Raw genomic sequence first — 17,994 nt, 5'->3', positions numbered from 1 at the left:
ATTGAAGCAGAGAAGTTACAACCGCTTAGAGAATCCGAGGCAGCGGACTCTGGTTTCAACTCTCTTCAAGAGCTTACAGTGTAACAGATCGCGTCGACTTCCTGGGTATGAGCGTCGGAGCCGATACCCGAATACGGTCATCTGGCGATATTGCGTCGCTTCCCAATAAATCGAGCGCATTCGCAGCAATCTGCTCGAAGGGCACCCGCAGGGTGGTCAGTGGCGTAGAGAGATGGCTGACAATCGGAATGTCGTTGTAGCCGACCAGTGAGACGTCGCCTGGCACTGACAGACCCATGCGCATGAGCCCTGATAGTGCGCCGATGGCTGTATTGTCGTTAACCGCAAACATTGCCGTCGGGGCTTGCGGCAGGTGCATGATTTTCTCGGCCGCTTCCGCGCCGGATTCGATTCCGAAAGTGGATGGAACAATGAGGGATGGATCGATCTCCAGCTCCATTTCCATCATGGCCTGGCAATAGCCTTCCACGCGGGTCCGCGCGCTGGAGGCATAGGAGGGACCCGCAATGACTCCGATCCTGCGATGACCAAGATCAAGCAGGTGTCGCGTGGCGAGATATCCACCAAGCCGGTCATCGCCGATCGATGAAAGACTATGACCATCGGTTCTAAGCGCCAGAACCGTCGGCACACCTCTTGCCGCCAATATGTCGGGAAAGTCATCGTCGTCGCGCGCTGTCGACAAGATGAGCCCATCGACGCCGCGCTTCAGAAGCGACTCCGCAGCAAGGCGATCGGCTTTCGGCTTCTCGTCCGTAGTCGCGACGATGGCAAACCGCCCGGTCCTGCTGCAGGCTTTTGCAAGGGATTCGTAGAGCATTGCCATCACTGTGTCCGTCAGCCTGGGTACGATAATCCCCACCGTCATGGTATTGCCGCGACGAAGACTGGCCGCAGAAACATCTCTGACGTAACCGAGTTCCTCGGCGATCTTTCTGACGCGTCTGGCTGTTTCGCTGTCCGAGCGCGGCAGGCGTTCATCTAAAATTCTCGACACCGTCGACTTCGAAACACCGGCTGCGGCCGCGACGTCGAGAATCGTTATGCGCGTCTGACGAGCGCTATCTTCCACCGTTGAATTCATTTGGAATTTCCGTGCCGGCGAGTCCTGATCTGCTTCTGGATCCCATGATGCCTGAAAAATCCTGTTGACTCCAGCGAAATCAGAAACGATATTGGGAACGTTCCCATTAACGATCCTGTCGCTGATTGTAAATCGGATAGCGACGACAAGGAGGAGACCACCCATGAACCCAATGGACCTCAGAGGCTTGAGCCCAGCACCGGTGACCGCATTTACCCGCGACGGCGAAGTCGACTATGCGGCGAACATGCGGATCGCAAAGTGGCTCGCGTCGATGGATGGTGTGAAAAGCCTCGTCATTCTTGGCCACGCCGGCGAAGGCACGTTCCTGACCGAAGAGGAGCGCCTCAAGCTGATCCGCACCTATGTCGAAGCCGTGAATGGCGAGATTCCGATCATAGCCGGCATTACGGGCGAGGGCACTAGGGTTGCCGCCGAAGAGGCGAAGAAATGCAAGGCTGCCGGCGCCACAGGGGCCCTTGTCTATCCAAACCACGGATGGCTGCGCTTTGGCTTTCAGAAGGGCGCGCCGCAAGACCGTTACAAGGCGATCTGGCAGGAATCCGGTCTGCAGTGCATCCTGTTCCAATATCCGGATGTCACCAAGGCCTCTTACGATCTGGACACGCAGCTTGCGATTGCCACCCAAGAGGGGGTCGTTGCGACCAAAAACGGCGTTCGCAACATGAAGCGCTGGTATGTGGAAATTCCGGAGCTGAAGAAGGCCAATCCGAACCTGCAGATCTTGAGCTGCCATGACGAATGGCTGTTGCCGACCATGTTCGATGTTGACGGCCTCCTGGTCGGCTACGGCAACATCGCACCCGAGCTGCTCATCGATCTCATCAGGGCCGGCAAGGCGCAGGATTATCCCGAAGCCCGCAAGATCTTCGAGCGCCTGCTACCGGTCACCCGCGCGGTTTATCACCGAGGTTCGCACATGGAAGGCACCGTCGCTCTCAAGCTGGGCCTCGTCCATCGCGGCCTCCTCGATCATGCCACGATCCGCGAGCCTTTGAAGAGCCTCGGTGAAAAGGCTGAGGCCGAAATCTTCGCCGCGTTTGACGCCGCGGGCATCGGCCGTGTCGGGCAGCTTCTGGCCGCCGAATAAGGAGAAAGGCGCCTCCGCCGTCACGCGGCGGAGGCGTATTCCATGGGGACACTGCTGATAGCTCAGGGAGTGATGCTTTGCGAAAAGGCGCCGCCTGTGATCCGCTGGAAAGTCATTGTGCCCATTAACAGCCGCGTCTTCGGATTGCCGCCAGCTGGATGAGCCGGAGCCGAAGCGAGATGTTCACCGCATAGATTCAATGCCAGGTCGGGAGAGGCGGGGACCGGGTAGAGGGAGGATAAAATGAATATCGAACAGCGAATGACGGCGTCGGTTACGCATGTGATCGATCCGCAAGCTGACATAAGCGCGCGGCTGGAGCGGCTGCCCGTCACCCGCGAAGTGTTCTGGGCTCGTAATATCGTCGGCGCCGCGACATTCTTCGATGGCTATACCGTTATCGCCATTGCCTACGCCATGCCTGTACTCGTGCACGAATGGGGCCTGACGCCCAGCCAGACGGGCATGATCCTGTCGATGGGATATCTGGGGCAACTGATCGGCGCCGTCCTGTTCGGCTGGTTGGCCGAAAAGATTGGCCGATTGAAAGTTCTTCTCTTCACCATCCTGCTTTTCGTCAGCATGGACATCGCTTGCCTCTTTGCAGCCGGCGCGGCAACGATGATGGTGTTCCGCTTCGTTCAGGGTGTTGGCACCGGGGGCGAAGTTCCGGTTGCCAGCGCCTATATCAATGAGCTCATTGGTTCGAAAGGTCGCGGGCGCTTCTTTCTTCTCTACGAAGTGATGTTCCTGCTCGGCCTCGTCGGTGCGGGCCTGATCGGCTACTTCATGGTGCCGCTTTACGGCTGGAAGGCCATGTTCGTCGTCGGCCTGATCCCGTCTGTGCTGATGATCCCGCTGCGCTGGTTTCTCACTGAGTCTCCGCGCTGGCTCGCCGCCAACGGTCGTTACGAGGAAGCCAATCGCATCGTCGCCAGGCTGGAAGACAGTGCTCGTGCGGCAGGCAAGATGCTTCCCGAGCCGAAATATGCCGCGGTTCCCGCGCGTAAGTCATCTGATTGGCGCGAGCTTTTCCAAGGGATCTATCTCAAGCGCACGCTCTCCATCTGGGCCATGTGGTTCAGTGCCTACCTCGTTGCCAACGGCACGATTACCTGGCTGCCCACCCTTTATCGTCAGACCTTCAACCTGCCGCTCGAAACCAGCATATTTTATGGGTTTGCAACGTCGGTGGGCGGCGTTGTTGCAGCGGTGATTTGCGCACTGCTCATTGACAGGGTAGGCCGCAAACGCTGGTATGCGGGAGCATTGCTCACAGCTCCTATCCCGCTTGCAATCCTCGCTTGGCTTGGCGCGACTTCTGCCATGCAAGTGCTGGTGCTGGCCGGTCTTGCCTACGCCATCGTTCAGACGGTCACATTCTCGTTGTATCTTTACTCCGCGGAGATCTATCCCACGCGCCTTCGGGCAATCGGGACGGGTGCTGGAAGTGCATGGCTTCGTCTGGGATCCTCGGCAGGCCCGATCGTGACGGGCTTCCTGCTCTCGTCGATGGGCATCCAGTACGTATTTATGGTCTTCGCTGCGATTTTGCTGCTCGGTGCGCTCATAACCGCCGTGTTCGCCGTGGAAACCAAAGGCCGTACGCTCGAAGAGCTTTCTCCGTGAAACGACCGCATCCCGTTCCCTCTGAGAAAGACGAAAGCAGCAGGCATATATGCTCCGTTCAGCCGCCTGGTTTCAGGATGAAGCCATTAATGAACGTTCGCTATGAAAATCTTTAACAATCTGCTTGCCGCGCTTTTATGTGTCGGCCTGTTGATCGGCGCGGGTGCTGCTGTGTCGGCAGCCCCGATGACGAACATGACGAAGCCGGAGGTCCAATCATCCGTCCAAACGGTCCGTTATCATCATCGTCGTCATTAGCACCGGCCACGACATCATCGGCAGTGACCGCGGTCACGACCGGCATCAACGCGGCACCCGCATTGTTCAAATGGATGCGGCGGCTAACACCTGGCGTGTCGGCACGTAACTGCTCGATCTCTGCCTTGCTAAAAGTCTTTATTTCTATTGTCATGCGGGCATTTTAGGATCGAATGTTAGGTTAAAGCAACCAGTCCGACTCGAAGCGCGCTGCAAACTGAAACGGAGTGCCACAATCGGCGATATTGCGCTCCGCCGGTTGGAGACTATGGAGCCGTATGAGCGCAACGGGCAAGGCCGAGAGGAGGCGTCAGCCGTCTGGTCAACCGGGATAATTCCACGGCAGTTTCTGCCTAGCTAACCGGAGAGGGCAGCTTCGGATTCTAACAAAGATACCGAAGCGGCTTGCGGCCCGCCGAAGTATTCGATGGCGTTGACGGGCGTGTACTTCAACATCGCGCAGGGGCAGGACTCGTGGCGATGCGTCCCCAGTCCTGGAGGCGACCGAACATGATCTCAACGCGACTGCAACACCAAACTACGTCCCAGTGTCGAGGATCTCGCCGCCGATGAAATTGAGCGCGTCTTTTCAGATTTATTCGCACGGCCCGCCCGCCCGCAGTGTCGATATCGATCGCCTTCGGGAGGCTTATGCGGAAATACCGGCCGGCTATCTCGATATGATCACACAGATGACGGATGTCGTGCTTCTTTGGAAGCGAAGGGGAGAACTGCGCGTGTGGGGGCCGGATGATGTTATCGCAATGGATCAGGCATACGGTGTATCGGCCAGGATTCCGGGTGCGATGCCCTATGCTGACAATGGCGGCGGTCAGCTGTTGGTGCACGGCGTTGGAGTGGAGGGGCTTGCGACCTATCTTGTTGATGCCGGATCGCTATTCCTAGACGATGATGCGTCGTTCGTAGCGCCCGATCTCGATACCCTGCTGAAAACCGAGCTAGGGGCCGAAATTGTTTTCCAGTCGGATGAAGTGCCTGACGACGAGGCAGGAGGGCCAGTGGCACAAGCATGAAAATGATCCCCGTCATGAGCAATAGGCGGGCAACCTCACTTGGCGACAACCAGGCTTGGACACCGAGCTCGGCCTCGTCGTTGAGTATCCGTTCTCCTATCCGTGCTGCATGATAGTAACGACTGACGGGAGAAGAACGGTCACGCCAGCCGGTGCTCTGAAGGAGACACCCACAAAGCGGACGGGTGATGCGCTATATGAGCTCGTTGGCAATCAAGCCCCGCGACGGCTGCGCGATGTTCGAGAACGTCATGCGCGGTACCATAGCGAATCATTCTCGGAAATCTGCTCTTATTGCGGAAAATTCGATATGATTCATGGACGCTGCTGCCCCTCATGCTAGCCACCAGGGCAGAGCCGCTCCCTTCTTTTGAATTTTCTCACCGTTTAGGTCCTCAGTTAGGTTAGAAGTAGTCATCCAAACAGGCCTGCAAACCATGGCGATTAGTCAGCCTTGAACATGCACATCTATCAGTCCGTCCTTGGCTCCAGATCGGCAATCTTGGAGCGCAAGTTATTGTGCCGCTTATAAAAATTTGCACAAATATATGCTGCTTGAACGACAGGGTCGGCGGTTCGCATACCTTCAAGAGCTAATTGCATGCGGGAAACTTGCCTCTCGCATGCTGATGCGCCATTTTGCAGACGGCAGAGTCTCAATTCTCGAAGCGGCTGTCACGCGCATCCCAAAGATCACGATTGTCGAGAATATCGAGTGGGAGATCATTCTCACCAATTGCAATTTGCTGAGAACAGGCAGGTGGCTTCCGTGACGGCAAGTCTCGGAGGAGCTCCCTTAGTATGTGCGCGTCCTGCCGAAGGAGCGCAGAAGGAGATTGACTGATACGGCGACCTTGTCGATGTCGCGAATATCCTGCGAATAGTCTCCCGTATAGAGCTTCACGATCATCTGGTCTCGGATGGGACCTTCGAGGTCGAAATGGAGGTGGAGATAATAGGCCTGCCGATCGCCACCCCGGCTTACGCTTCTGCCCCGTTGGGTTACCTGCTTCAGTTCGGCTTCGAAGGGTGCAAAACCCTGCAGGTGCAGCGATACAAGTTTTGATCCGAAGCGCGAATCGACCGGCACGGCGACAACGGCCTTATCAAGCGCCAAACTGACCAGTCGGCCGGGGATATGATCCACTGATGCCGGCTCATCCAATTTGAACGCATGAAACAATCGCTGTGGCTTCTCAAAGCAAATGAGGGATGCGATGACTAAAACGACAATATTGATGCCTGCCCAGAAAGCGGCGATCGGCGAAAACTGCGCCTCGATCTGTGTAGTCTCGGGAACAATATCGATGAGCAGTCCAAGGCCTGTGATCGCTATCAAAGCCGCGATCCAGGCAAAGGTATATTTGTCGAATTGATTTGCCTGGTTGCCGCTGCCTTTTGGTGTCACCCTGAACGGTTTGCCGAACGGCCTTATTAGGCTCGACACGACGGTTGGTAGCATTCGAAAGGTCGCGAATGTCCCAACAGCACTTGAGATGACGGGCAAATAGCGCGTCGGCGTTATCCAGAGCATCAGAAGGAAATAGGATGCAAGCAGCGGGACCTGATAGGAGACGTAGTCGGCGATATCGGTGAAATAAAGTGGCAGGAGCCCGAACCAGAGATAGACGATCGGGATGATCAAGATCATCAGCCGCACCAGATACTGGACTATCCATGAAGCGGGCAGAAACATGATCCGCTGGAAGAGGGTCAAGCCCGGACCGCGCAACGGGCCATTATGCAAATAAAGCGTCTGAATGCCGCCCTGGCACCAGCGTTCGCGCTGAACGAAATAGCCGGTCAGATTTTCCGCAGCGAGCCCCATTGACAGCCGCTCGTTCAGGTAGCGCGTCTTGTAGCCTTTGTTGAGCATCGAGAGTGTGGTCAGCAAATCCTCTGTGATGGATTCTGTCGGGAAGCCACCAATCTCCTCGATCGCCTTGCGCCGAGCGATCGAACACGAGCCACAGCAGAAGCTGACATCCCATCCGTCGCGGCTGGGCGCGATCTCGTCAAAAAACAGCCGCTGCTCGTCCGGCCATATGTTCTCAAGCCCTAGATTCGTCTGGACGGGATCGGCATTGAAGAAGTGCTGCGGCGTCTGGACGATACCGATGCTTTCGTCGGAAAAGAAGGGCAGTGTGCGGCGAAGAAAGTTCCTATAGGGCACGAAGTCGGCATCGAAGACGGCAACGAATTCGCCCGAGCTGACTTGCAGACCATTATTCATATTGCCCGCTTTGGCGTGAGAATTGTCGCGGCGGGTGACATGAACAGCGTTTTTCTGTTCGCAAAAAGTCTTGAGCCAGTAGCGGCGCTGGTCGTCGAGGACATAAACCTTGAGCTTTTCTGCAGGGTAATCGAGTGAGAGTGCGCCGACAATTGTTCGCTCCAGGACGTCGAGCGGCTCATTGTAGGTGGGTATGAAGACATCCACCGTCGGCAGTTCGCGTTGGTCACGCGAAAAAAAGATCTTACCAAACTTGTCTGCCTCGCGGCTCCGGTCGACGTAGCGGCTCATCAGGATGAGGAACAGCACAACGTCGGTAAATGCCAGGAGTTCGACGATAAAGACGAGCCAGACCCAATAGAAATTCGCCCCATCATAGGGGTATGGAAGGACGGTCTGCGTGAACCGCCAAATCATGTAGCGTAGTGCGACGGCCGCGACGAATCCGCAGGTGGCTGTCCTCGTCCAGCTATGATGACGCGACCAATTGAATGGGCCCAGCAGAAAGAAGGCTGTTACGAAAAAGGTTGGGGCGAGGGCTAGAAGATACTGAACCACAAGTTCTTGACCCATTTCAAAACGCCAAATCCGTGCCTGGGAAAGCGGACTTGGACCGAACGTCCCACTTGGCAGAAATTTTCGAAGTCACCATTCATGAAGGAGGGTTCGAGACGAACCCTGATGCGGGCATTGCGCTGTGATGTAAGGGGCAGACTAGCCGCAAATGAATCGGTTTCCGTGGCCGCCGAGCTGCCCTTTACAGAAACGACCGAACCTTTGAAAACATCGCTGCGCCCGAGCAGCCGAACCTGCGCGCCGAGCCCAGGATAGATCTCGTCATAGTCAACTTCGGGGACGAGGATGTCGACGAACAGCTCCCGACAATCGAGAAGTCGCATCAGTTCATTGTTGAGCACGACGTTGGAACCACTGACGATGCTTCTGCTCCAAACAACTCCATCGAATGGCGCGGTCACGGTTGCCGATTCGAGGCTGCTGACGCGAATGCCTTCTTCCGTCAGTTGCTTTTCGACTTCGGCGGCGCGAGTTTCATTCTCCGCGATCCGCGAATTCAGGTCGCTGATGTGGACGATCACCTCATCCTGGCGCTGGCGGGAATATGGCACGTCATTCTGTCCATCTCCGAATACGAAAATACCCTGTCGAACGGCGTTCAATCGCTGTTGCAATTGATCGACAGTCAGGTTGCTCACTTCGACCTCGCCTCCGGTCGCCGCGCCGGCAGCGCGTGCTGCGTCCACCATCCGCTGGGTGAGTATGCCCTTGGATTCCAATTCCTTCCGGCGATCGAGGTCGACCTGCGCGGCGAGATCCTGTGCCTGCGAAACCTCGACCCTCTTACGCAGGATCTCAACTTCGCGTTCAAGATTGGAAATCGTTGCCTGCTTGAAGATTTCGAGCCGATTTCCCAGCTGATCGCGAAGTTGCGTGAGATCGTCGCGTTCTTTTTTCAAAGCTGCCACGCGATCGAGAGCGGTGTTTCGCTCGGCCTCAAGCGAAGCCAGAACGGCACGGTTCACGCGCGGATTGCTGATTTCCACGAGAGTTTCGCCGGCTTTCACTGGAATGCCAACCTTTGCCGGCTCGCCCGAAATCACGCCATCAATGGGCGCGTTGAGGAGAGCCAGGCGGGCATTTACGGTGCCATCTCGGCTTGTATAACCCGTGATTGCGGGTAAGGAGACGACGATAGCAAGCGCCAGCAGCAGAAGGCCGACGGTCACACGGGTAATGCGATGATTCCAAATCATGTCACCTTACAAAGACCAGCGGGGTTAGCGATGATCGATTCGCCGACCTTGGCCGACAGAAATGCAACTGAGTCTTGTATAATTTAGCTTGAAGGAATTTAACGGGCAAGTGGTGGTGATTTGCTTGTGTTAATGAATCAGAACATGTTGTCCCATTAGCAGTCGGTTGCGGTTCAAGGCTCGCCCTGCACCTGCTCGCGAATATTGTTGGCGAGGGAGTGTGGGTTCACCCCTAGGAGCTGCCAGCCGCCTTCGCCTTGATCGGTCATTCCACCAAAGCCAATGTCCGGTATTGAGGAATTTCAAACAGTTGGCTTTTGCAACGACAGGGTCGGCGGTTCGCTTTCTACTTCAAGAGCAAGTATGTGTTTTCCTTTGGTTGGTTCAATACTCCATAGAGGCTGCTCGACATGAGGGATCCCCAGGCTCTTACCCGCCTCCTGTGAAGGGGCGAATTAGATAGCTCTGTGCCTCCCGGACGCTTCCGCTGGGCATTGATCGACCCGTCGCTGACTTGTCGAACTGGTGAGCGATTGAACGCGCTCAGCTTGCTCCGAAAAGTGCGCTCTTGAGATTCGTCTCTATGAAATCGCGTCCTTTGAACAGGATCGGCATGTTGTGCGTGTCCGCACAAGCGTAAGATAGGCAGTCGGCGAAATTGAGTTGGGCGGGATGGCCTTTACCCTTGCCGTAGGCGGCGAAAGCTTCGACTGCGCGTCGCGCGATAGTATCGGTGATTGGGATCACGGTGATTTTGGCTGCGTGAAGAAAAGCGTCGAACATCTCCTGGGCATCCAGGACCTCCAGGCCAAGAATACGCGCCAGGTTGATGGTCGCTTCAAGCCGGACATGCGCGCCGGTTTGCCGATCCGTGGCGCTGTCGATCGCGGCCAGATAGGTATCGGCATCCGCCTCTCCGGCAAGGATGGCGACGATTGCTGAGGTCTCTATGAACATTATTGACCCCAGAGCGCGTCGCGTTCCTCTCTGGTCAAGGGCGCCGAGGGCGGAAACTTTGCCTTGGCAAGTCCGCGTGCGCGGATTTCCGCGACGTGCTGCCTTAGGGGAACAGCTTCATCGGCCCGCTCAATCTCGTGCTGTAAGGCAAGCTTAATAGCGGCGGTCAGGTTTGAGGCGCCGCGTTTGCGCATAACAGCTTCCGCCAAGGTGCGAACTTCCCGATCACGGATGCTGAGCATATGGCGTCCCTTTAATGTCATGACAACGATCGTATATACGTATGGACGAAATTTGTCCATACAAGAGTGAGCCCCACCATTTGACTCTCGTCTATATGTGTTTAACCCAGTAACAACCAAGGAGTCCCGGTCGATAGCTCGGCTGTACGCGACAGGTGGCGACCCGTACTGGATTGCGGGGCTGTCAAATTCGCAACACATGCTGGGACCTTTAGTTTTCGAGTTTCTAATGGATGGACAGCCACCAAATTGATGATGTTATGGGCTCGTAAGCTCCGTTTTGGTGGTAGGGGATGCGATTTACGGACTTTCGGCGTTTCAGGATGCTCCGATCGCGTGCCTTGCGTGGTAGTAGTGGCGCGTCTGAACTTTACGAATCTTGGGTCTATGACGCCTTTGATCGGTTTGAGCGTGAGATGGAAGCGTTCTGCCGCCGCTCACTGTTTTCAGTTGTAATTTGAAAGTCGGGCCCGGCAAGGTCGGGAATACCCGATGTAATAGCGAGGGGCCGAATCTATCTGCGCCCCCTGAACCGGTCGAATGCCGTCAGACGCTGGACCGGGGGGTCAGCATCCTCCCAGCGGTAGATCTCGATTCGCAGGAAGCTAAGCTCGTCGTTCATGGCCTCCTCGGCGATCTCGATCCACCAGGATTTCGGACGGCCGTCGCTGCCATCAGACCAGCGATATCCCCGTTCCTTCAGCCGGTCCTTCAGATCGAAGGGCGAGTTTTCCGCGAAGATGCGCACGCGGGAACGCTGGCTTGCCTGATAAAGCTCGGCAAATGGTGTTTGACCGTTATCGCCCTGAGGAAGTGCCAGGACTTCCAGCAGCGCAAAGCAGTCATCGACGGCCCGGTGCCCGACATGAAAATACCCACTCTGGTTGATGAGGTATCCAAGCTTGGTTCCCTCATAGCCCCTGAGACTCCAATCGATCTCGGAATTGGAACAAGCCCAGGCCTTGCGGGCAAAGATCGAGGAAAAGGCCTCGCAAAAGGGGCGATCGAAGCCGGCATTATGGGCAATGACGAGATCGGCGGGCTCGATGAGCGCACGCACCGCCGTCATGTCGATCATCTGGCCATGAACCATGGCGTCCGTGATGCCGGTCAGCCGGATCACGTCGGCCGGGATCGGGATGCTCGGTTGCTGCAGTCCGCCGTAAATGCCGGTGACATCTCCGATCTTGCCGTCCGCATTGAAGGTGAAGCCGATTAGGCCGATTTCAATGATCTCGTCCTTCCTCGCGTCGAGACCGGTTGTCTCGGTGTCGAGGATAACGCCCCTCAGCGGATAGCCCGGCCTTAGGGCAGGGGCGATCGCGCGTGGCTCGAGTTTTTTCAGGATCTGATAGCGTCCGGTTGCTTCCAGCATCCGCACCATCTCGGCTTCATCGGGCGATGATCCGATCTGCCGAACGCGCAGGCTGGCTGCCGACGCTTTGCGAACGGCCTGCGCATTCTCCGAAAACATGTCCAGCTGAGACGTCATTGCCCGTCCAATTAAAAGGATCACGTAAATTTAATGCGCCGGTCGCCACTTGAGAAGCTTTCGGGCCTGTCCGGTGCCCGATACCCACCGATATTGAGCATAGAGGGCTAGGAGAGAACTCCGCTCAAACTGTGTGATCGTCTACTGACACGCACGGAGGTGGCGAAAGCTCTGCCTCGCTAGCGTGAGACAGAGCTGGGAGGTTTTGTGAACCTCATGCGAAACTTCGATTGGGGGCGCCAGTCTCGCACGATTAATCTCCAAGACGCGCAAGGCCGACGCCGGCAAGCGCCATTCGCCGGACGGTCTCGCCATTGTTGGCAAGCAGCGAGCCGTTGACGGCGCGATCCACGATCCGGCCACTCTCCTTGAGCGGCCAGACCGGCGCGGCGCGGCGAAAGTTGAAGCCGAGGCAGTTGTGCTGTCCAAGATCCTCGACGGTTCGCGGCGTGCCGTTGCGTTGCAGATAAGTAGGGGAGGCGACGATCTTCCGGCGGGCAACACCGATGCGGCGGGCCATCATGCCGGAGTCGGGCAGGCGGCCGACGCGAAAGGCGACATCGGTGCGGTCGAGATAGAGATCAACGATCTCGTCGGAAAGTGAGAGATCAACTATGATGTTAGGGTAGGCCTGCCAGAAGGCCGGCAACTGCGGCTCCACGCCGAGTACACCGAAGGCAACGGAGGCATTTACTCGGATCGTCCCGCCCGTGCTGGCGGCTCCGTGCGACAGCTCGCGTTCCACCTCGTCGAGATCGCCGAGCAACGCGTGGCTGCGCTCATAGTAGAGTTGCCCCTCGGCAGTAAGCGAGAGACGTCGGCTCGAGCGCTCGAGTAAACGCACGCCGATGCGCGCCTCGATCCGTGCGACGAGCTTACTCACGGTCGAGGGTGTCATGCGCAGGAGCCGAGCCGCCTCCGAGAAATTGCCTGCCTCGACCACACGCAGGAACACCTGCATCTCACCCACGCGATTATCCATGCCGTCATCCCTCTTTGATTTCGTTTCACAGATACTGTGGAACTCGGAGGGATTATCAAGCCCCCTGGCGCGTCGTATCTCCATGTCATGTCAAGGATTTCAGCTCTCGATCTGATCCGCAGGCCGGATCGCCTCACGCTCGGCATTGAATTGCCGCTTGATAACGACTGGTCGCCCGCCGGCGAAGCTCGGCGGGTGTCCACCGGGCGCCAGCGCGGCGTCCCCGATCTTTCGGTGCAGGTGGACCTCGTCCGCAAGGCTGACACACTTGGCTTCGCAGCGGTGTGGATGCGCGACGTGCCGGTGTTCGACGCCGTCAACATGGGTGACGCCGGCTCGGTTTACGACGTTTTCACCTTGCTCGGTTACTTCGCCGGCGTGACGCATAACATCGCGCTCGGCACCGCCGCCGTGGTGCTGCCGATACGCCATCCGATGATGACAGCGAAAGCTGCAGCCTCGGTGGATGCGCTTTCGGGCGGTCGGCTAATTCTAGGTGTCGCCTCAGGCGACCGTCCGGTAGAATATCCGCTGCTTGGTCTCGATTTCGACGCGCGGGGCGACGCCTTTCGGGAAGCAGTCTCTTATTTGCGAGCGGCGTGGCAGCCCGGCGGCCTGCCGGTGAATGGCGCGCGTGTCCCGACCCTCGACCTGCTGCCGCGCCCCGCGCAGCCGACCATACCCATGGTGGTGGCGGGGCAGGCGCGCCAGGAAGACGGCTGGCTTGCCGACAATATGGACGGACGTTTCGTCTATCCCGGCAGTCTCGAGGAGATGGCGGGGCAGGCTGCACAATGGCGCGACGCCACATCCGCTCGCGGCGCTTTCATCAGCGCCCTCCATCTCGATCTGCTGGACGATGTCGACGCTCCGGCCGAACCCATCCGCTTCGGCGCTCGTGTCGGCCGCAAGGCCCTTATCACCCATATTGACGCCCTCGCTGCAGCCGGCGTCGATCACCTGGCCATCAATCTGCGGCAGTCGGCACGCCCGCCGGCCGAGATCATCGAAGAACTGGCGTCGGAGGTCATGCCGGCGCTCAGGACCAACCCGAAGGCGCAAGCCGCCTGACGATCAAGGAGAGAAAATATGGGCATCGTAAATGCGCATGGGGCGCAGATCCCGGCGCTCGGCTTCGGCATACTTCGGATGTCGGACGCTGAGGTCGAGGCCGTCGTGCCGGCGGCACTCGAGGCGGGCTTCCGTCATTTCGACACCGCGCAGATCTATCAGAACGAAGCGGCGCTCGGTCGTGCGCTTGCCGCTGCTGGCGCCCGCCGCGAGGATATGTTCCTCACCACCAAGGTTTGGGTCGACAATTACAGCGAGGACAAGTTCGCCGCGTCCGTCGATGAGAGCCTCGACAAGCTGAAGGTCGACCAGGTTGATCTTCTGTTGCTGCATTGGCCGGGCGACAGGGTTGCGATTGCGGACCAGGTCGCGATGCTCAATGCGGTACAGGCAGCGGGCAAGACGCGCTTTATCGGCGTCAGCAATCAGAACATCGCTCAGAGGAAGGAGACGATCGCTCTGAGCAAGTCGCCGATCGTCACCAACCAGATCGAAGTACATCCCTATCTTAGCCAGCGCATGGTGGCAGCTGCGGCGAGGGAAGCAGGCCTCGCCGTCACCGCCTATTTCGGCATGGCCGACGGTGCGGTGCCGTGCGATCCGGTGTTGCAGAAGATCGGTGCCCAATACGGCAAGAGCGCCGCGCAGGTCGCGCTGCGCTGGCTGATCCAACAAGGCTATGTCGCGCTCTCCAAAACCGCCAGGCCTGAACGCGTCCCGGAGAACTTCGCGATCTTCGATTTTTCGCTGACAGATGCCGACATGGTGGCGATCGGCAAGCTAGCACGTCCCGATGGTCGGCTTGTGAGCCCTCCCGGCCTTGCCCCAGCCTGGGACTGAGGGGGATCACGCGATGCATGGTTCGGCCTCCCATTCTCAGGCAAATGGCGGTGCGAAATGGTTGAACTGGCCGCTCCTCGCCCTTGCCATCGGTGCCTTCGGCATCGGCACCACGGAGTGCATCCCGATGGGGTTGCTTCCGGTGATCGCTCACGGGGTGGATGTGTCCACGCGCCCGACCGTTTTGCTGGCAATGGCAACCACGGTCATGGGCGCTGGCGCCATGTTCACGCTCTACACCTATGTCGCTCCCGTCCTCGCGGACCTGACGGGCGCCTCCGACACCTTCGTTACGATCGGCTTGGTGCTGATCGGTGTTGGTTTCACGATCGGAAATGGTCTCGGTGGCCGGCTTGCCGACTGGTCACTCGACGACGCGACGAAGATCTTCCTTGCCGCGCTCGCGCTGATCATGGTGGTGCTGCCGTTTGTCCTGACCAGCCATGCCGGCGCAGCGATCGGTTTGCTGTTGGGGGACCGCTACCTTCGCCATCGTTCCTCCAGTCCAGATGCGGGTCATGGAGGCGGCGGCGAAGGCGCCCGGTCTCGCATCGTCGATCAATGTCGGCGCCTTCAGTTTCGGTAACGCTCTCGGTGCGGCAGTGGGCGGCGGCGTCGTAAGCCTTGGCCTTGGTTACGCAGCCGTTCCGGTGACGGGCGGTGTGCTTGCGGTGGCGGGCCTCGCTCTCGTCCTGCTCTGTCGGAGGCGTGTTCCTCCTGCGAACTTGTGAAGCTTGATATTCTGGAGAAATCAACTTGAACACCACGCCTTTCCCAATGGCTGGACATTGCTTCGAGGTCGATTACGGCGATCTCATCGCGACAAATGCCTATTCAAACGACGGCAGAACGCTGACCTACGAAATTATCAAGGGCGCGCTGAAGGGAAACACTGCCACAGTCGGTTTCGAGTGGCGCCACCTGTTCGGGCGAACCTACGCGATATCTTGGCAGGAGGCAGATGGCTCAACCGTCGTTCACATCGACAACTTCGAAGTAGGCCGCTCGCTCGCCTTTTTCACGACGTCCGACGCGCAGTTCTTCCGGCTGGAGGGTGGATTGCGATCGCTCGGCATGACCGATCGAAACCAAGGAGGTAAATAATAAATGGACTTGCAACTCAACGGAAAGACAGCGCTCGTCACCGGCTCGACGGCCGGGATCGGCCTTGCGATCGCCAAGCGACTGACGGCGGAAGGCGCCGAGGTGGTGATCTGCGGGCGCAATCGGCAAAAACTCGACGCTGCGGCCAGTGAGACCGGTGCGCGTGGCGTGCTCGCGGATCCGGCAACTGCAGAGGGGGCGGCGGCCCTCGTCTCGGCGCTGCCGGATGTCGACATCTTGGTCAACAATCTCGGCATCTACGAATCGAAGCCCTTCGGTGAGATCACCGACGAGGACTGGCGGCGGTTCTTCGAAATCAACGCCCTGTCCGGTGCTCGTCTCGCCCGCGCTTATTTTCCTGGCATGATAGACCGCGATTGGGGGCGTATCATCTTCATCGCAAGCGAAAGCGGACTGATCGTGCCGCCTGACATGATCCACTACGGCATGACCAAGACAGCGCAGCTTTCTATCGCGCGTGGACTTGCCGCGAACACGAAGGGTACTCGTGTGACCGTCAATTCCGTGCTGCCAGGCACAACCCGCTCGGAAGGAATTGTCGACTTCCTCAAGAGTGTCGCAGATAATCCGAACGCGCCGGAGGCCGAACTTGAGCGCGCCTTCTTCGCAAAGGATCGGCCGACGTCCCTGATCCAGCGGATGATAGAAGCCGATGAAATCGCGACCATGGTTGCCTATATCGCCAGCCCACTCTCTGCCGCGACGAATGGTGCCGCCCTGCGCGTTGACGGCGGCATCACGCCCACCATTGTCTAGGAGCAACACTATGTCGAAGCAAAAAAGAGTCATCGTCGTCCCGGGTGGCTTCCTAATGGTACTTCGCCAGGGAGACGACGTCTTCGAACATCTGGAAAGCTTGATGAGAGAGGCGGACATTCCGGCCGCGTCCATTCGCGGCTTTGGATTTGCCGGTTCGGTCCGCTTCGGCTTCTTCGACTTTACACGTCGGGACTATGAGCCACGGGACTTTACCGACATGGAAGTTGCCGGCCTCACGGGAACGCTTGCGTGGAAGGACGGAAGGCCTGCCGTCCATGCCCACGCCACGGCGGCCGGCCCGGATTTCCGGGCAGTCGGTGGACACCTTCTCGGCCTTATCGTCGGCCGCGGGTCAGTAGAGATTACGATCAGCGTGCATGACCGGCGCCTGGAGCGGCATTTCGAAGAGGATATCGGAGCAAACGTGCTACAGCTTTGATCGCATCAGGCTTCATGCTTCTTTCCTCGCGGGGCGCTGCCTCTGCAGCAGAGAAGCGAGCGATTCAGTGCAGGATTTCCCTGCTCGGCGGGTGCTTCGTGACGCCGATCACGTCGTCGTGTGCAGGCGCCATGTAGACGATCGCGCGTAGACCACTGCGAGGGGAGCACGCGGCAGCTACCCTTGAATTGCCGAAACGGTAAGGTAATCGACACCAGTACAATGGTTGAGCGCTAGGGAGCAGCCGGCTCGCCGGCTTAATTGAATGTCCGCTTGCCGACGATCAACGATCGACGTTGAAATCAAGGGTTCCATAGGCTGGGTTACCGTCCACAGTGACCGCTCGCCATTTGATAGTGTAAACTCCGGGCTGGAGCGCAGCTCTTAGCGGCACGTTAAGGTCTGTTTTGCTTCTGCCCAATTCCGGCTCTTCAATCGGGATTGTCCTGCGTTTTGAGTCGATGATTTCGATGCGTGCACTTGCCGGATCCACACTCACCGGGAAGGTGAGGACCACATTGGCCTCGGACGCGGTGTCCGTTTCCTCAGAAGCGGGTATCATGGCTTCAAGGCTTGCGAACGCTGATGAAGGAGCAAGCACGAGAACCGCAAGGGAGATCCAGGCGCCATATTTCAAACTGGCTCTCATTAGGCGAAAACCTTTCAATCGAATGGAAGCGTAACAAACACCCTGGGCCGAGCCCACCTCGTTGGAAGTGCAGTAACTTCCTTGGCCTCTTCATAGATCGTTGATGAAATACTTGAAACTATACAATGGTATCATCTAGCGTAGACGCATTCTCGATTGGCGCCTGGAAGCGCTTTGCCATGGTGCACGAGCCAGACGCAACGCGGTCATCGCTCCCGACTACGAGTTCTGAACGCAGGTCCTTTCAGAATCGAGCGCATCAGTCGGGTATGCCGCTGAACCGCGCGGCATCCTGG

At 58.0% G+C, this 17,994-nt stretch carries 17 protein-coding genes and 1 pseudogene; 9 read left to right on the top strand and 9 right to left on the bottom strand.

All coding sequences use genetic code 11. The features are described 5' to 3' along the window. Nucleotides 1–73: 73 nt before the first annotated feature. Nucleotides 74–1,105, bottom strand: coding sequence for a LacI family DNA-binding transcriptional regulator (locus AC13RC_RS23120; RefSeq protein WP_145635258.1), 1,032 nt, complete (start codon nucleotides 1,103–1,105; stop codon nucleotides 74–76). A gap of 163 nt (nucleotides 1,106–1,268) precedes the next feature. On the opposite strand from AC13RC_RS23120, the gene AC13RC_RS23115 reads away from it, so the two are divergent. Together AC13RC_RS23115 and AC13RC_RS23110 are read left to right on the top strand one after the other, a co-directional pair. Continuing rightward, nucleotides 1,269–2,216, top strand: coding sequence for a dihydrodipicolinate synthase family protein (locus tag AC13RC_RS23115; protein WP_488558545.1), 948 nt, complete (start codon nucleotides 1,269–1,271; stop codon nucleotides 2,214–2,216). Between the two features lie 243 nt (nucleotides 2,217–2,459). Continuing rightward, nucleotides 2,460–3,845 carry an MFS transporter gene (locus AC13RC_RS23110; RefSeq protein ID WP_488558544.1) on the top strand — a complete coding sequence of 462 codons (1,386 nt, stop codon included), beginning with the start codon at nucleotides 2,460–2,462 and terminating at the stop codon, nucleotides 3,843–3,845. Between the two features lie 112 nt (nucleotides 3,846–3,957). On the opposite strand, the gene AC13RC_RS23105 is transcribed toward AC13RC_RS23110, so the two are convergent. Beyond that, complete coding sequence (locus AC13RC_RS23105) at nucleotides 3,958–4,257, bottom strand: hypothetical protein (RefSeq protein ID WP_488558543.1); 300 nt, start codon at nucleotides 4,255–4,257, stop codon at nucleotides 3,958–3,960. 415 nt (nucleotides 4,258–4,672) lie between these two features. On the opposite strand from AC13RC_RS23105, the gene AC13RC_RS23100 reads away from it, so the two are divergent. Then, nucleotides 4,673–5,137 (top strand): hypothetical protein, encoded by a 465-nt coding sequence (locus AC13RC_RS23100; RefSeq protein ID WP_145324554.1) that lies wholly within the window; start codon nucleotides 4,673–4,675, stop codon nucleotides 5,135–5,137. Nucleotides 5,138–5,933: 796 nt separating this feature from the next. Here the strand turns inward: AC13RC_RS23100 and AC13RC_RS23095 are convergent. The 6 genes and pseudogenes from AC13RC_RS23095 to AC13RC_RS23070 all read right to left on the bottom strand — a co-directional run. Then, nucleotides 5,934–7,928, bottom strand: coding sequence for a glycosyltransferase family 2 protein (locus tag AC13RC_RS23095; protein WP_488558603.1), 1,995 nt, complete (start codon nucleotides 7,926–7,928; stop codon nucleotides 5,934–5,936). After that, a complete protein-coding gene (locus AC13RC_RS23090; protein ID WP_488558542.1) occupies nucleotides 7,910–9,142 on the bottom strand; it encodes an HlyD family secretion protein in 1,233 nt (410 codons plus the stop codon). Before AC13RC_RS23090 ends, AC13RC_RS23095 begins: the two co-directional genes overlap by 19 nt. A gap of 543 nt (nucleotides 9,143–9,685) precedes the next feature. Next, on the bottom strand, nucleotides 9,686–10,099 hold the full coding sequence (locus AC13RC_RS23085) for a type II toxin-antitoxin system VapC family toxin (RefSeq protein WP_488558541.1): 414 nt from the start codon (nucleotides 10,097–10,099) through the stop codon (nucleotides 9,686–9,688). Then, nucleotides 10,099–10,362 (bottom strand): type II toxin-antitoxin system VapB family antitoxin, encoded by a 264-nt coding sequence (locus AC13RC_RS23080; RefSeq protein WP_488558540.1) that lies wholly within the window; start codon nucleotides 10,360–10,362, stop codon nucleotides 10,099–10,101. The genes AC13RC_RS23085 and AC13RC_RS23080 overlap by 1 nt, the downstream gene beginning before the upstream one ends. Nucleotides 10,363–10,855: 493 nt before the next feature. Next, nucleotides 10,856–11,833 carry a 3'-5' exonuclease gene (locus tag AC13RC_RS23075; RefSeq protein ID WP_488558539.1) on the bottom strand — a complete coding sequence of 326 codons (978 nt, stop codon included), beginning with the start codon at nucleotides 11,831–11,833 and terminating at the stop codon, nucleotides 10,856–10,858. Between the two features lie 256 nt (nucleotides 11,834–12,089). After that, nucleotides 12,090–12,815: pseudogene (locus AC13RC_RS23070) on the bottom strand (LysR family transcriptional regulator); the annotation flags it as partial. An 87-nt stretch (nucleotides 12,816–12,902) separates the two neighbouring features. Here AC13RC_RS23070 and AC13RC_RS23065 point away from each other — a divergent pair. The 6 genes from AC13RC_RS23065 to AC13RC_RS23040 all read left to right on the top strand — a co-directional run bounded on the left by AC13RC_RS23065 (nucleotide 12,903) and on the right by AC13RC_RS23040 (nucleotide 17,049). Further along, nucleotides 12,903–13,886: a TIGR03571 family LLM class oxidoreductase gene (locus AC13RC_RS23065; RefSeq protein WP_488558538.1), complete on the top strand. Its 984-nt coding sequence runs from the start codon at nucleotides 12,903–12,905 to the stop codon at nucleotides 13,884–13,886. A gap of 18 nt (nucleotides 13,887–13,904) precedes the next feature. Then, entirely contained in the window at nucleotides 13,905–14,726 is an 822-nt protein-coding gene (locus tag AC13RC_RS23060) for an aldo/keto reductase (protein ID WP_488558537.1), read from the top strand. Nucleotides 14,727–14,739: 13 nt separating this feature from the next. Further along, the gene (locus AC13RC_RS23055) at nucleotides 14,740–15,312 is read left to right on the top strand and encodes a hypothetical protein (RefSeq protein WP_488558536.1); all 573 of its coding nucleotides are present in this window, start codon (nucleotides 14,740–14,742) and stop codon (nucleotides 15,310–15,312) included. Between the two features lie 170 nt (nucleotides 15,313–15,482). Then, a complete protein-coding gene (locus AC13RC_RS23050) occupies nucleotides 15,483–15,830 on the top strand; it encodes a MoaF-related domain-containing protein (protein WP_488558535.1) in 348 nt (115 codons plus the stop codon). 3 nt (nucleotides 15,831–15,833) lie between these two features. Further along, complete coding sequence (locus AC13RC_RS23045) at nucleotides 15,834–16,607, top strand: SDR family NAD(P)-dependent oxidoreductase (protein ID WP_488558534.1); 774 nt, start codon at nucleotides 15,834–15,836, stop codon at nucleotides 16,605–16,607. A 10-nt stretch (nucleotides 16,608–16,617) separates the two neighbouring features. Further along, on the top strand, nucleotides 16,618–17,049 hold the full coding sequence (locus AC13RC_RS23040; RefSeq protein ID WP_488558533.1) for a PPC domain-containing DNA-binding protein: 432 nt from the start codon (nucleotides 16,618–16,620) through the stop codon (nucleotides 17,047–17,049). A 283-nt stretch (nucleotides 17,050–17,332) separates the two neighbouring features. Here the strand turns inward: AC13RC_RS23040 and AC13RC_RS23035 are convergent, their stop codons facing one another. Continuing rightward, a complete protein-coding gene (locus tag AC13RC_RS23035; RefSeq protein WP_488558532.1) occupies nucleotides 17,333–17,686 on the bottom strand; it encodes a copper resistance CopC family protein in 354 nt (117 codons plus the stop codon). Between the last annotated feature and the right edge of the window lie 308 nt (nucleotides 17,687–17,994).

Source organism: Martinezella sp. CNPSo 3890 (genome assembly GCF_057784455.1).
The sequence above is the reverse complement of the archived record's forward strand: the minus strand, read 5'-3'. Positions and strand labels throughout refer to the sequence as shown.